This window comes from Amycolatopsis sp. NPDC088138, assembly GCF_044741685.1.
Lineage (GTDB): Bacteria > Actinomycetota > Actinomycetes > Mycobacteriales > Pseudonocardiaceae > Amycolatopsis.
Genome location: NZ_JBIUTB010000002.1, coordinates 950129 through 963970, shown reverse-complemented (window position 1 = coordinate 963970; position 13842 = coordinate 950129). Strand labels below are relative to the sequence as shown.

General features: G+C 71.8%; 11 protein-coding genes. 5 read left to right on the top strand and 6 right to left on the bottom strand.

Annotation, left to right across the window (positions count from 1 at the left end; genetic code table 11):
* Nucleotides 1-10: 10 nt before the first annotated feature.
* Together ACIOD2_RS12130 and ACIOD2_RS12125 are read right to left on the bottom strand one after the other, a co-directional pair.
* Nucleotides 11-898 (bottom strand): SDR family oxidoreductase, encoded by an 888-nt coding sequence (locus ACIOD2_RS12130; protein WP_400536906.1) that lies wholly within the window; start codon nt 896-898, stop codon nt 11-13.
* Between the two features lie 14 nt (nt 899-912).
* The gene (locus ACIOD2_RS12125; RefSeq protein ID WP_400538006.1) at nt 913-2334 is read right to left on the bottom strand and encodes an MFS transporter; all 1422 of its coding nucleotides are present in this window, start codon (nt 2332-2334) and stop codon (nt 913-915) included.
* A gap of 132 nt (nt 2335-2466) precedes the next feature.
* Between ACIOD2_RS12125 and ACIOD2_RS12120 the strand changes: the two genes are divergently transcribed.
* Complete coding sequence (locus ACIOD2_RS12120; protein WP_400536903.1) at nt 2467-3357, top strand: LysR family transcriptional regulator; 891 nt, start codon at nt 2467-2469, stop codon at nt 3355-3357.
* On the opposite strand, the gene ACIOD2_RS12115 is transcribed toward ACIOD2_RS12120, so the two are convergent.
* Nucleotides 3350-3733 carry a cupin domain-containing protein gene (locus ACIOD2_RS12115; RefSeq protein WP_400536901.1) on the bottom strand — a complete coding sequence of 128 codons (384 nt, stop codon included), beginning with the start codon at nt 3731-3733 and terminating at the stop codon, nt 3350-3352. The genes ACIOD2_RS12120 and ACIOD2_RS12115 overlap by 8 nt on opposite strands.
* 51 nt (nt 3734-3784) lie before the next feature.
* Between ACIOD2_RS12115 and ACIOD2_RS12110 the strand changes: the two genes are divergently transcribed.
* Entirely contained in the window at nt 3785-4750 is a 966-nt protein-coding gene (locus ACIOD2_RS12110; RefSeq protein WP_400536899.1) for a helix-turn-helix domain-containing protein, read from the top strand.
* A 359-nt stretch (nt 4751-5109) separates the two neighbouring features.
* Here ACIOD2_RS12110 and ACIOD2_RS12105 read toward each other — a convergent pair whose 3' ends face one another.
* Complete coding sequence (locus ACIOD2_RS12105) at nt 5110-5706, bottom strand: TetR/AcrR family transcriptional regulator (protein ID WP_400536897.1); 597 nt, start codon at nt 5704-5706, stop codon at nt 5110-5112.
* Nucleotides 5707-5775: 69 nt separating this feature from the next.
* Here ACIOD2_RS12105 and ACIOD2_RS12100 point away from each other — a divergent pair, with 69 nt between their 5' ends.
* The gene (locus ACIOD2_RS12100; RefSeq protein WP_400536895.1) at nt 5776-6243 is read left to right on the top strand and encodes a GNAT family N-acetyltransferase; all 468 of its coding nucleotides are present in this window, start codon (nt 5776-5778) and stop codon (nt 6241-6243) included.
* 988 nt (nt 6244-7231) lie between these two features.
* Here the strand turns inward: ACIOD2_RS12100 and ACIOD2_RS12095 are convergent.
* The gene (locus ACIOD2_RS12095) at nt 7232-10366 is read right to left on the bottom strand and encodes a TIM-barrel domain-containing protein (protein WP_400536893.1); all 3135 of its coding nucleotides are present in this window, start codon (nt 10364-10366) and stop codon (nt 7232-7234) included.
* A gap of 507 nt (nt 10367-10873) precedes the next feature.
* Here ACIOD2_RS12095 and ACIOD2_RS12090 point away from each other — a divergent pair.
* On the top strand, nt 10874-11203 hold the full coding sequence (locus tag ACIOD2_RS12090) for a hypothetical protein (RefSeq protein ID WP_400536890.1): 330 nt from the start codon (nt 10874-10876) through the stop codon (nt 11201-11203).
* Between the two features lie 32 nt (nt 11204-11235).
* On the opposite strand, the gene ACIOD2_RS12085 is transcribed toward ACIOD2_RS12090, so the two are convergent.
* Nucleotides 11236-12726: an FGGY-family carbohydrate kinase gene (locus ACIOD2_RS12085; protein ID WP_400536888.1), complete on the bottom strand. Its 1491-nt coding sequence runs from the start codon at nt 12724-12726 to the stop codon at nt 11236-11238.
* Between the two features lie 95 nt (nt 12727-12821).
* On the opposite strand from ACIOD2_RS12085, the gene ACIOD2_RS12080 reads away from it, so the two are divergent.
* On the top strand, nt 12822-13817 hold the full coding sequence (locus ACIOD2_RS12080) for a LacI family DNA-binding transcriptional regulator (protein ID WP_400536885.1): 996 nt from the start codon (nt 12822-12824) through the stop codon (nt 13815-13817).
* Nucleotides 13818-13842 lie beyond the last annotated feature (25 nt).

The following is a 13842-nucleotide window of genomic DNA, read 5'->3' as shown; positions in this document are numbered from 1 at the left end:
GATTCTCCCTTCAGAGGTAGCTGCCGAGGTCTTCGGCGAGGGTCGGGCCACCGGGCGTCCAGCCGAGCAGCGAACGGGTGGTGTCGCTCGCGGCGGCCATGTCGGCCCCGGCGAACTTGCTCAGCCAGCCGAAGTGCGCACCCGCCCGATCTTCCGGCACGGAGGCGGCGGGCACATCCAGCCCGCGGCCGATCGCTTCGGCGATTTCACGCATCGGGATGCCGGTTTCGGCGGTGGCGTGCAGGACGGTGCCCGCCGGCAGCTGCTTCTCCAGCGCGAGCCGCACGACGGCGCCGGCGTCGTCCCGGTGGATCGCGGCCCAGCGGTTGGTGCCGTCGCCGACGTACCCCGCGAGGGCCTTCGTGCGAGCGGTCGCGACCAGTCCGGGCAGGAAGCCGTGGTCACCCTCGCCGTGCACGGTCGGCGCGAACCGCACGATCACCGTGCCGACACCGCGGTCCGCGAACTCCAGCGCGAGGTTTTCGCTGCCGCCGCGCAGGGAGTCGAGGCCGTGGAACGGGGAGCGGTCCTGCTCGGTGGCCACCCGGCCGGGGGCGAGGAACGCGAGCCCGGCCGCGACGGCGAACGGCCGTCGCGAGCCCACGAGGGTCTCGCCGATGGCCCGCACCGCGTCCCGCTCGGCCCGGTTGCTCACCTCCGGGTGGGCGAAGTCGTGCTTGTTGGCGAGGTGGACGACGGCGTCGGCGCGGTCGGCCCCGGCGCGGATGCCGTCGAGGTCGTCGAGGCCGCCGCGCCGCACGCCGGCGCCCTTCTTCTCGAGGATTTCGGCGGAGGCGTCCGAGCGGGCGAGCCCGGTGACCTCGTGCCCGGCGTCGAGCAGCTGGTCGACGACGGCCGAGCCGATCCACCCGGTGGCTCCGGTGACGAAGACGTGCATGGTGTTGCTCCTTCTTACTTGGTGGTCCGCGGCTTGCGTCCGCGGGCGAACAGGGATTCCAGGACGACCAGACCGCCGAGGACGAGCACGGTCACGCCGATCACCCGCAATCCGAGACTGGTGGCCGAAACGAACGCCGTGACGACGTCGTGCGCGCGGCCGGGTGCGATGGCGAGGGCTTGGGCCACGGTGTGCGCGGGGACGTCCGACGGCAGCGCTTCGGCGAACCGGCCGGTGAACACCGTGCCGATGACGGCCACACCCAGCGCGCTGCCGAACTCGCGGGTGGTGGACTGCAGGCCGGTGCCGACGCCGGCCTGGGCCGGCGGCAGGGAACCCGCGATGACGCCGGACAGCGTCGGCAGCGAGAGCGTCACGCCGATGCCAGTCACCACGAGCCACGCCGCGTACCCGGCGTACGGCGTCTGCGCGCCGGTCGTCGACAGGCCGAGCAGCCCGCCGCCGACGAAGGCGAACGCGAGGGCGATCGTGGCGTCGAGGCCGACGCGCCGGGTCAGGAGGCCGACGTGCCGGCCGCCGACGATGATCGGGACGGTCAGCGGGAGGATCCCGAGCCCGGTCCCCAGGACGCTGAACCCCTTGGCGTACTGCAGGAACGACGCGTTGACGTAGAACAGCGCGAACATCCCGAAGAAGATCGCCGTCATGCCGAGGCAGGCACTGCGCAGGCCCGCGATGCGGAACAGCCGCGGATCGAGCAGCGGGTGATCCGAGCGCAGTTCGACGAGCACCCAGGCCGTGAAAAGCACTGCGGCGCAAGCGAAACCGCCGATCACGAGCGGGCTGCCCCAGCCCGCTTCCGGACCTTGGACGATCCCGAGGAGCAGGGCGACCGTCGCGCCGACGAGCAGCGCCGCGGCGAGCGGGTCGAGCCGGCGGTCGTGACGGGACGACACCGGTGCGACGCGTGCCACGAGCGCGGCGAGGCCCAGCGAGATCGGCACGGCGGCGGCGAACAGCCACCGCCACGACCCGCCCGTCAGGACGGCACCGCCGCCGACGTTGCCGATGACGCCGCCGATTCCGGTCATCGACGCCCCGGTCGCGATGGTCGCGCCCCGGCGCTCGGCTGGAACGGCGTGCAGCAGCACGGCGAGCGTGTTGGGCAGCACGGCGGCGGCGCCGACCCCGGTGAGCGCCCGGCCGGCGAGCAGGACGACGACGTCCGGCGCGACCGCCGACACGAGCGCGCCCGCCGCGAACAGCCCGAGGCCGGCCAGCAGGACACCCTTGCGGCCGAAGCGATCGCCCGCGGCGCCACCGGGGATCACCAGGCAGGCGAAGAAGATCACGTAGGTGTCGACGATCCAGACCAGTGCGGACGCGGACGGGTGCAGCGCGCTCGCGGCGAGCATCGGGACGGCGAGGTTGATCGCGGCGACCATCCCGACGACGAGCACCACGCAGGCGCACATGACGGTGAGGAGGCCGCGGTGCGTGACGGCGGGGCCGCGGGTCGAGGTGGTTGTCATACGAATGACGGTAGGAAGTCCGAGACCAGTCGTGCCACGCAAGATTGGCAATGACTTTTTGCGTACGATGCAACTGTGGCCGACCTACTGGACCTGAACCTGCTGCGCGTGTTCGACGCGCTGCTGCGGGAGAACAGCGTGACGGCCGCGGCCGAGCGGCTGCACCTGTCGATCCCGGCGACGAGCCGGGCGCTGGGGCGGCTGCGGCGGGCGATGGACGACCCGATCCTGGTGCGCGCGGGCCGCGGGATGGCGCCGACGCCGTTCGCGCTGCGGACCGCGCCGCGGGTGCGCTCCCTGCTCGACGAGGCGGCCGCGCTGGCCGGCGCCGGCCGCGAGCTGCGTGTCGCCGAGCTGGAACGCACCTTCACGATCCGGATCAACGACGGCGTCGCGGCGACCCTGGCGGCCGCGGCGGTGGCCGCCACGGCCGCGGCGGCCCCGGGCGTCGTCCTGCGGTTCGTCGCGGAAGGCACCGAGAGCTCCGAAGCGCTCCGCGACGGCTCGATCGACCTGGACATCGGCGCGGGCGACGCCCCGGCGCCGGACATCCGGACCGCCGGGCTCTACCTCGAACGGGTGGTGGGCATCGTCCGCGCCGGCAGCTCGCTGGGACGGCGGCCGACGCTCGCGCAGCTGTGCCGGCACCCGCACGTCTCGGCGTCCCGCCGGGGCCTCGCCCGCGGGCCGCTCGACGACGTCCTCGAAGCCGAAGGCCTGCAGCGGCACGTCGCCGCGGTCGTGCCCACGTCCGCGGTCGCCGCGCTGCTGGTGTCGTCGAGCGAGTACGTCGGGCTCGTCCCGCAGCGGCTCGCCGAGCAGTACGGCGAGGCCCTCGGCCTGCGCTGGTTCCCGATCCCCGCGCCGCTGCCGTCGGTCGAGGTCGTCCTGCGCTGGCACGCGCGCCTTGACGCCGACCCGGCACAGCGCTGGCTGCGGGAGACGCTGCGGGCCGCGCTCAGCTGATCAGGTGTCCCGTCGTGACGTCGACGTGGTCCGGGACCTCGTCGTGCTCGTCGCCGACCGAGAGCGTGCCGGCCGGTTCGACCAGGAGGACGCTCGCGCCCGCCTTCGACGACGGCTTGTGGAACGTGCCCTTCGGGACGACGAAGACCTGGCCGCTCTTGAGCGTCACCACGCGTTCCGCCGGGTCGCGCAGGCCGATCTCGATCTCGCCGTCGAGCACGAGGAAGAACTCGTCGGTGTCCTCGTGGACGTGCCAGACGTGCTCGCCGGCGAACCGGGCGAGCCGGATGTCGTAGTCGTTGACGCGGGTGACGATCCGCGGGCTCCAGGCGGCGTCGAAGCTCGCCAGGACTTCGGTCAGGTCGATCGGGTTCATGGGTCGATCCTGCGCTTGGTGTTCCGCGCGGACGAGTGCTAGGAATCGCACATGCCGCAAGAATTCTCTCACCGGGTCGTGGTGCTGGTGGACGACGGCTCGAACCCGTTCGAAATGGGCGTCGCGACCGAGCTGTTCGGGCTGCGGCGGCCCGAGCTGGAGCGGCCGTGGTACGACTTCGCACTCTGTGCGCCCGTCCCGGAAGTCGCCATGCACCTGGGGATGTTCACGCTGTCGGGCGTCGGCGGCCTCGACGTCGCCGACACCGCGGACACGCTGATCGTGCCCAACCGGCCGGATCCGCTGGCCGCGCCGTCACCCGAGGTCCTGGCGGCGGTCCGGCGGGCGGCGGACCGCGGCGCGCGGCTGGTGAGCTTCTGCACGGGCGCGTTCACGCTCGCCTTCGCCGGCGTGCTCGACGGCCGCCGCGCGACGACGCACTGGCGCTGGGCCGACGACTTCGCCTCCCGGTTCCCGGCCGTGGACCTGGAACCGGACGTCCTGTTCGTCGAGGACGGCAACGTCCTCACGGCGGCGGGCAGTGCGGCGGCGCTCGACCTCGGGCTGCACCTGATCCACCGCGACCACGGCGCGGAGGTCGTCAACGCGGTCAGCCGCCGCCTGGTGTTCACCGGCCACCGCGACGGCGGGCAGCGGCAGTTCATCACCCGGCCGGTGCCGGAGGTGCCGGACACCTCGCTGGCACCGCTGCTGACCTGGGCCCGGTCACGGCTCGCCACGCCCCTGACGGTGGCCGGCCTGGCGGCTCACGCCGCGACCAGCCCGGCGACGCTGCACCGCCGGTTCCGCGCGGAGCTGGGGACGACACCGCTGGCCTGGCTGACCACAGAGCGGGTGACGCTGGCCTGCCGCCTGATCGAGCGCGGCGAGCTGCGGCTGGACCGGGTAGCGGAGGCGAGCGGCTTCGGCACGGCGGCGAACCTGCGGCTGCAGCTGAGGCGGCACACGGGCCTGAGTCCGAGCGCTTACCGCCGCCGCTTCGGCCCGGCGGCGTAGCCGGTTCGGGACTGGACTCACATGACTGCCCCGTGACTCGCGTGACCGGGGCCGAAACTCGCGTGGCTGGGCCCGAACTCGCGTGACCAGGGCCAGACCTCGCGTGACCGGGCCCGAAACTCGCATGGCTGGGGCGGGCCCGCCGATTCGGGGCTAGATCACGCCGGATCCGCCCGACCCAGCACAACAGGCGACCCGCGCCGTCGCGCAAGCCAAGCCCCGAGCGCCTATCGCCGCCGCTTCGGCCCGGCGGCATAGCGGGTTCGGAGCCGGAACTCGCCGGTTCGGGACTTGATCACACCAGTTCCGACCGACCCGGCGCCGCGTCGGCGCGGCTCTCGTGAGCGGCGATGAGGGTTCTAACCCGAGTTACCACCCACGACGTCTTGGAGCGCCTTGGCCAAGGCGTCCTCCTGCAGCCGCGCCGGATAGGCGCGCGGGTCGGCCGCGGCCAGGACGTTGAGGCCCTCCACCAGCGCCACCAGGCTTTTTGTGGTCAGGTCCAGGCGATCGTCCGTCCACTCCGGACGGCAGGCCGCGATCAGGCGCCGGACCCGGGCCAGGAACGAGTGGTTCGCCGCTCGGTGCCGTTCCGCGAGGTCGTCGTCGGCCAGGGCCGCGGCCAGGAAGCCGACCCAGACGCGGGACTCCTCCTGGTGGCCCTGAGTGAGGTCCGCCGCGCAGCCGAGCACCGCCGTCAGGGCACCGGACGGAGACGCCGCCGCCGCTTCCGCCGCGTCCGCACGGATCGCCGTGCGCTCGTACAGCAGGTCGCGTGCGTGCAGCAGCAGGGCCTTCTTCGTCGGGAACGCGTGCAGCACCAGGCCCGTCGTGCAGCCCGCGCGCTCGGCGACCGCGCGCAGCGTCAGGCCCGGCAGCCCCGCCTCGGCGAGCACCTGCCACACCGCGTTCGACAGCAGCTCCCGCTGCGCTCCCACGTCGCGCTGTCTCGGCACCCGGAACCTCCTTTCCCGGTAGCGTAACAGGTGCTACGGTAACGCTTGTTACGAAACGGAGGGTTGCCCGTGACCAACCTCGACACCGTCGCGATCAAGGCCGTGAGCTGGGACGATCCCGACGCGGTCCGGCTGCGCGAAGCCCAGCGCGTCGAGCTCGACGCCCGCTACGGCACCGACCACCACGAGCCCGGCGCGCTCCCGACCGCCGAAACCATGGCCGTGTTCCTCGTCGCGCGCGACGGCGACGGCACCGCCGTCGGCTGCGGTGGGCTCCGGCCGCTCGGACCGGACTCCGCCGAGATCAAGCGGATGTACGTCGACCCGTCCGCTCGCGGCACCGGCGTCGCGACCGCCCTGCTGCGCGCGCTCGAAGACCACGCACGGGAACTCGGGATTCCGCGGCTGCTGCTGGAAACCGGCACCGGGCAGCCGGACGCGATGCGCTTCTACCAGCGCGAAGGCTACGAGCCGATCGAGGCTTACGGGCCTTATCGCGGCGAACCGGTTTCGCGCTGCTTCGCCCGGGATCTCTGAGCGCCATCGGTTTTCCGATGGCAGCGCCAGGCTGAGCTATTGGCCCGCGAGCACGCACCGGGCCTACCGTCGAAGGCACGGCGAGCCCAGGGTCGGGCCGCCGCTCCCGATTCAGACGGAGTTTTCCCTTGCGCATCAAGCACATCGGCGTCGCGCTGGCCGCGACCGCCGCCTTCACCCTGTCGGCAACCACCGCCGACGCAGCACCCAGGATCGTGCCCCTCGACCAACAGCCGGAGAACATCACCCTCGAGCCCGACGGCGCCGCGGACCTGACCTTCGCCTACACCGGCGAGATCGGCCGGGTCGCCCGCGACGGCCAAGTCACCGTCATCGGACGGATCCCGGTACCCGACGACGGCGACGTCCCGGTCGTCCACAAGAGACTGTTCCTCGGCGGCATCGTCCGCGCACCCGGCGGCGACCTGTACGTCGCCGTCTCGACCGGCACCGCGGCCACCGGCCTCTACCGGGTCAGGGCCGGTGAACCGCCGGTACAGGTCGCGAAACTGCCGCCGTCCGGCTTCCAGAACGGCGTCGCGCGCGACCCGGCCACCGGCGACATCTACGTGGCCGACTCGTTCAACTCCACGGTCTGGCGGGTTGCCCGGGGCCACGTCACCGCCTGGGCGACCGGCGACCTGCTCGCCCCGGTGAGCGGCTTCGGCGCCAACGGCGTCAAGGTCCACGACGGCGCGCTCTGGGTGTCCAACCTGGACCGCGGCACGCTGGTCCGCTTCCCGCTGCACGGCGGCCCCGGCCGGGTCGTGACGTCGGGCCTCGGCCCGGTCGACGACTTCGCCTTCCACGGCGACACCGTCGTCGCGGCGATCAACCAGGAGAACCGGGTCGTGACCATCGGCCGCGACGGCGTCAGGACCATTCTGTCCATTGAGGACGGACTGGCCAACCCGACCGCGGTCGCCGTCCGTGACGACACGCTGTTCGTCACGGACGGCGCCTACTTCGGTGGCTCACCGAACCTGCTTCAGGCGACGCTCGCGGCGAACACGTGCAACGCCGCGTTCGACGGCAGTGTCACCGCCATGACCTCCTTGCCCGCGGTCAGCGGGACGGAGTTCGCGAACACCCGGTACGGCGTGGTCGGGTAGGCCGCGCCGGTGCGAGTGTTCTTACCCAGCACGGTCGCGACGGTCGTCGCGCCGTACTGGGCGGGGTCGGCGCAGCACCAGTTCGGGAACCCGAGATCGGCCTGGCTGGTGCTGCCGTCGGCGTACTGGACGACGACCGTGCCCTTCGCGGTCCCGGTGCCCGTGCCGGCCAGCACCAGCTTCGAGCCGGTTCCCTTCACCGCGACGGTCTGACCGGCCGCGACGACGTTGTCCGGCTTCGCACCGAGGGCGTCCGGCCAGGTCAGCGACGCACCCAGAGCCGAGAACGCCGCTCCCGGCTTGAGACCGGCGTCGGCGAGGCCGTCCGCCCGGAAGCTGCTACCCCCGCCGTCGAGATCGCCGGCCGTCACATGGCCCGCGTCGGTGACACCGACGTTCGACGCGGCCGCCGCCAGGGACGCGTACGGCACCGTCACGGTGGACGAGTCCACGGCCTGGTGCGTGTCCAGCCGCGCGCGGTAGGACGTGGACGCGGTGACCTGGTAGTCCGCCGGTTTCAGCCCGGCGTCCGGGGTCAGCGTCACCGGCACCTTCACGGTCTGGCCCGGCCGGACCAGCTTCGGCAACGCCGGGACGTCGGCCCGGAACCCGGTGCCCTGCACCGACAACGCGACGTCCCGGACCGGCAGCGGGGTGCCGTTGGTGAAGCTCACCGTCGCCGCGGTGGCCTGCCCCGGCGCGGCGAGCGACGGCATGGTCAGGGTGGTCGTGCCGTTGTCGTCCTCGGGGAAGAACCCGCCGACGGCACTGACCCCGAAGAGCCGGACGTCCTGCCGGTCACCGGCTCCGACCTGCCCGGTCTTCACGCGCACAACACCGTGCGCGGCCGGGTCGTACCACCAGCCCGAAGGCGCCTTGTCCAGCTCGGCCTTGCTGCCGTACTGGCGCAGGATCCCCGTGCCCGCCTGGACAAGCGCCGGCTTCGTTCCCGTGTGGACGGACAGCTGGTAGTTCCGCGCGGCCGGCTTACCCGGGTAGGTCCCGGCGCTCGCGCCGATCCCGACCGTCACCGTGCCCGGCCCGGACTTGGGCGCGTCCACGGTGAACGTCTGCTTCGCCTGTTCCCCGCGCTGGTAGCCGCGGGTGACACCGTCGTCCTCGGTGAGCGTGAAACTGCCCTTGGCCTGCGGGTAGACGTCGAGGTCGAGCTCACCCTTGTCCCGCGTCTGCCACGACTTCGTGCCGTCGGCCCACATCGGCACCACGGCGCCGGCCCGGACGAACAGCGGGAGCGTGTCGAGCGGCGCGTCGTAACCGTTGACCGTGGTCGGGCCGGTGTAGGTCTTGCCGCTCCAGTAGTCGACCCAGGTGCCCTTGGGCAGGTAGATGCCGTTGCGGACGTTGGACTTCTCGTACACCGGCGCGACCAGGAAGTCCGTGCCGGACAGGAACTCGTACTTCGCTTTGTCCGTCCAGACGTTCGGGTCGTCGGGGTACTCGAGCGCGAGCGGCCGCACCTGGCCGACGCCGGTCTGGTGCGCCTGCGCCGAGTAGCTGTAGGTGTAGGGCAGCAGGCGTTCCTTGAGCATGAGGTACTTGCGGTTGATCGAGGTGTACGGCTCGCCCTGCTGCCACGGCTGCTTGTCCGACGACGCCCAGCCGTCCATCGTCATCGCGGTCGGCAGGAAGGACTTCCACTGCAGGTCGCGGACGTAGGTCTGCGGGCTGCCGCCGAAGATGCCGTCGATGTCGCCGGTGTTGTACGCGATGCCGGACGTCGTCGCGCCCGCGTACGTCGGGATCTGCCACTTGATGTAGTCGTACGAGCCGGACTGGTCGCCGCTCCACAGCACGCCGCAGCGCTGGGCGCCGGCCCAGCTCACCGGCTGCCAGACGAAGCCGCGGGCGTCGCTGTTGTCCTCGATGCCCTTGTGGGCGGTGTCGCAGGCGTCGAGCGCGAACTGGTACCCCGGGCCGACCCAGGCGACGTCCAGCTTGCGCACCCGCACCCCGGCCTTGACCTCTTCGGCCTGGTTGGGGACGCCGTTCTCGGTCCACAGCCCGAGCTGCATGTTGTCCTTGCGCAGGCCCTCACCGGTCTGCGGCAGGTTCTCGTAGCCGCAGCCGTAGCCGTCGTTGACCAGCATCCAGCCGTTGGGCATGTCGTTCGCGGCGTAACCGTCGGCCACCCTCACCGCGTCGAGCGTGTGCCGCTCGCCGCGGTTGGCGTTGTGGAGGTAGCAGTCCGAATCGCCGGTTTCCAGGCCGTAGATCGGCGGCATGAAGGGCTTGCCGACCAGGTCGGTGTAGCCGCCGATGACGTCCTTGAGGGTGTTCCCGACGACGTAGGTGGCGTCGAAGCGGCGCTCGTCGTGGGTGGTCTCGACCGGGTCGGTGAACGAGTAGCTGCCCGGCGCGAAGGTGTTGCGCAGGACGCCGTAGCCCGCGGTCGAGGCGTAGAACGGCTGCGAGTTGGGCGCACCGCCGTCGTTCCAGTTGTCGTCGGCGAAGATCTTGATCGTCTGGTCGCGGTGGCTGTAGCGGCCGTTCTGCTCACCGCCACCGACGAACTGCTCCGACCCGGTCCGGGTCAGGCTCTGCGTGGTCGTCGAGCCGGTCCACGACAGCGGCGCGGACTCCGCCCAGAGCTGCTTGCGGTCCGCGCCGTCGTAGAGGGCGAACTTCAGCGGGTGCTTGTACGCCCGCAATGTCGCTTTCGGGGTGGAGATGGCCCAGTAGGCGCCCTTGTCGACGCGCTTCGGCGTGGCCGGGGGCGTGGTCTTCGGGAGGACGATCCTGCTGCCGGCCGGGTCGGTGAAGGACCCGTCGGGGGCGAGCCAGACCCGGACGGCACCGTCGGCCGGGAAGCTCACGCGTACCGCCGCGCTCCCCGACGCCAGCGTCACGGTGGTGCCGTCGGCGGAAATCCCGGTCAGGTCGCCGAGCTGCCCGGAGGGCGCCGCGGGCGGGTCGGCGTACGCCGTGGCGGGCGAGAGCCCGACGACGGCGACTGTCGCCAGACACCAGAGCGACTGCGCAACTCTGTTCATTACTGACACCTTTCGCGCATCAATACGCATGTTGGCCTCTGTATAGCGCACGTTTCGCGCAAAGTCACCCGCTGAACCGGTTCCGAGGGCCGCACTCCCGACTTCCGTCGGTGCGGTCACAACGCGTACTTGAACGGCGTCTTAGCGCTCACCCCATCTGCAACTTGCAGATCGCATATCTCCGTCCATTCAGGACGAATCCGGGCGATGTTTCCCGTTGCCACACTTCAGGTTCCGATGCGCGTTCCCCGATGTGCAGCAGCACGTGCATCCGCACGACGCCGGTGCACGCAAGTTGTCAGCAACTCGTGAAGTGCTTGCTGTTAAACACTTTGCGCTGTAAGTTGACAGCCCACCGAAGGCTGGGGATCGGCCATCGGGGCTCGTGCTGCTCGACGGGATCGGGGAGGTGACCGTAGAGAGAGCGCTTACCGGCGGTCGGGTCGCCGTCGGGTGCAGGAGGGATGTCATGCCGTGGTTCAACCAGGACAAGCAGTGTCCGACCGAGTGACAGAACCGTACTTGGTGGCACAGGACGCGATCGCCGACGAGCTGTTGCGCGGCAAGTGGTGCGTGTACCTGCACGAGTGGCTGGGCGACGACGGCGATCTGCCGACGTGGCAGGCCGAAGTGGCCGCCAGAGCGTCACGCTCCGGAGTCGACGTGTGCTTCGTCGAAATCCCGCGCAAGGACATGACGCTGGTCGCGAACGTGCGCGCGCTGCCGTCCTTCGAGCAGGTCACCGAGTCGGTGGCCGCGCTGGAGGACTACCGCAGCCGGGTCGGCCGACAACGTTGGCACGGCGCCGCCGTACGCCGGCTGCCACCACCTGAGTGACGACTGCCGGCCGACAACGTTGACACGTCGAGCTACCCGGCCGCCTCACGCTGCTGAGCTGCGAGGAAGTGCGCTGTCTTCGCCGTCGCCTCGTACAGCGACCGGTAGTGCTCGTAGAACTCCTGGTACCGCGTGACATTCGCCTGATCCGGTGTCACCGTTGTCGCGATCGGGTTGGCGCGGGCCGGGTCGATCGCGGCGCCCGTGGCCTCCGCCGCCAGGAGCGCGTCACCGAGGCAGGCGCCGATCGTCTCGGCCGGGATCTGCTGAGGCAGGCCCGTGACGTCGGAGACGATGCGCGTCCACAAGCCGCCCCGGGTCCCGCCGCCGACGGCGACCAGCCGCCCGGCCGCTCCCCCCGCGGACGCCATCGCCTCCAGGTTGTGCCGTACGCCGTACGCGATGCCCTCGAGCGCCGCGCGGTAGATCTCGGCGCGGCCGTGCGTGGTCGTCAGCCCGGCGAGCACACCCCGCGCGTCCGGGTCGAACAGCGGCGTCCGTTCTCCCGCGAAGTACGGCAGCAGCAGGAGCCCGCGGCTGCCCGCCGGCACCTCCGCGGCCTCCGCGACCAAGTCCGCGTAGTCGCCGCCCACGAGCCTGCGCAGCCAGTCGGTGACCGCGCCGGACGTCGCCATCCCCGCGGCCAGCGTGAAACTGCCCGGGACGACCCCGCGGGTACCCCACAGGCCGGGGTGCGGGCGCGGTTCGGTGAGCACCTGGATGAGGAACATCGTGCTGCCGTACATGACCATCACGTCACCCGGCTCGCGGACGCCGACGCTGGTGGCCTCGGCCCAGGCGTCGACCGTCCCGGCGGTGACCGGCAGGCCACGAGGCAGGCCGGTCAGCGACGCCGCGGCCTCGGTGACCTCACCCGCGATCTCGTTCGGCCACAGCAGATCCGGCAACGCGAGCCCGGGCGCGACGCGCTCGGCCCAATCCTTCGCCCACTCGCCGGCCGCGAGGTCGTACAGCGGCGTGCACTGGCTCGCCGAGTGGTGGTCCAGGACGTACCGGCCGGTGAGCCGGTGCACCAGGAACGAGCTCGCCATCAGGAGTTTCTTCGTGCGCGCGTAGACGTCCGGCTCGTGCCGGGCCAGCCACCGCACCTTCGGCCCGACGGCCTGGCTGGTCAGCGGCGAACCGCCGCGCGCCAGGATCTCGCCGGCGCCGAACTCTTCGTTCAGCTCCGCGATTTCGGTGCCGGCCCGGGTGTCGACGCCGTAGAGGATCGCCGGGCGCAGCGGGTCGCCGTGCTCGTCGGCGGGCAGCAGGCACGGGCCGATGCCGCTGACCCCGAGCCCGGCGAGGGCTCGGCCGCCGGCGGCGCGCAGCAGGTCCGCGACGATGGCGGTGAAGTCGGCCCACCAGACCGTTTCGGCGTCGTGCTCCACCCAGCCGGGGCGCGGTGTCGAGACGCCGTGCTCGCGGACGGACCGGGCCAGCACGGCGCCGTCGGCGTCCACCAGCACGCCTTTCGAGCCGGACGTGCCGATGTCCACCCCCAGCAGCAGCCCCGTCATCCGCCCCTCCGCAGGACCACTTGTGCCGGAAATCGATTACCACCAAGCTATGGTGTGCCAGGAGCACTGTCAAACTCAGGTGAACGAGGACGCGCGTGGCGACGATCTCCGACGTGGCGGCCCTGGCCGGCGTCTCCACCGCGACCGTTTCCCGCGCGCTCAACGGTAAGTCCACTGTGGACCCGGCGCTGGCCGAGCGGGTGGCCGACGCCGTGGCGGAGCTCGGTTACACGCCGAACGGGCTGGCGCGCAGCCTGCGCCGCCGCGAGACGGCCGTGCTCGCGCTGATCATCTCCGACGTCGAAAACCCGTTCTTCACGGCGATCGCGCGCGGTGTCGAGGACACCGCGCAGGCCGCCGGGTTTTCGGTGATGCTCTGCAACTCCGACGAGAACACGGCGAAGGAACGCCGGTACGTCGAGGTCGCGGCGCGGGAACGGCGGGCGGGCGTGATCATGTCGCCCACCACCGGCGAAAGCGACGTCGGTCCCCTGCTCGCGCACGGCACGCCGATCGTGACCGTCGACCGGCGCCTCGATTCGGCGGACTGCGACGCCGTGCTCGTCGACTCCCGCGTCGCGGCCCGCGACGCCGTCCGGCACCTGATCGACGGCGGTTACGAGCGGATCGCCTGCATCGCGGGCCCGCCGGGCATCACCACCGCGGACGACCGCCTCGACGGCTACCGCGACGCCCTGCGCGAGGCAGGCCGGGAATACTCGCCGGAGCTGGTGCGCCGCTGCGAATTCCGCGAAACCGGCGGATACGAAGCGGCGAAACAGCTTCTGAAGGAGGCAGCGCCGCCGGACGCGCTCCTGGTGTCCAGCAGCACGATGTCGGTCGGCGCACTGCAGGCGCTGGCCGAGCTGGGCCTGGCTTCGGGCCGCGACATCGGCATCGTCTCGTTCGACGACGCCCCGTGGGCGACGCTGATTTCACCGGCCCTGACGGTGGTCGCCCAGCCGGCGCACGCGATGGGCCAGCTCGCGGCGCGGCTCCTGCTGGACCGCGTCGGCACCGGCCGCACCCACGCGACAACCACGACGACACTGGCGGCGCAGCTCATCGTCCGCGGCAGCTCGACCCGCTGACCTCGAGCGCCAAGGCGGCGTTGGG

Excerpts from the sequence above, each read along its gene's own strand:
- ACIOD2_RS12130 (WP_400536906.1), bottom strand. The coding sequence starts at position 898 with ATGCACGTCTTCGTCACCGGAGCCACCGGGTGGATCGGCTCGGCCGTC.
- ACIOD2_RS12125 (WP_400538006.1), bottom strand. The coding sequence starts at position 2,334 with ATGTGCGCCTGCGTGGTGCTCGTCGTCGGGATGGTCGCCGCGATCAAC.
- ACIOD2_RS12115 (WP_400536901.1), bottom strand. The coding sequence starts at position 3,733 with ATGAACCCGATCGACCTGACCGAAGTCCTGGCGAGCTTCGACGCCGCC.
- ACIOD2_RS12110 (WP_400536899.1), top strand. The coding sequence starts at position 3,785 with ATGCCGCAAGAATTCTCTCACCGGGTCGTGGTGCTGGTGGACGACGGC.
- ACIOD2_RS12095 (WP_400536893.1), bottom strand. The coding sequence starts at position 10,366 with ATGAACAGAGTTGCGCAGTCGCTCTGGTGTCTGGCGACAGTCGCCGTC.
- ACIOD2_RS12085 (WP_400536888.1), bottom strand. The coding sequence starts at position 12,726 with ATGACGGGGCTGCTGCTGGGGGTGGACATCGGCACGTCCGGCTCGAAA.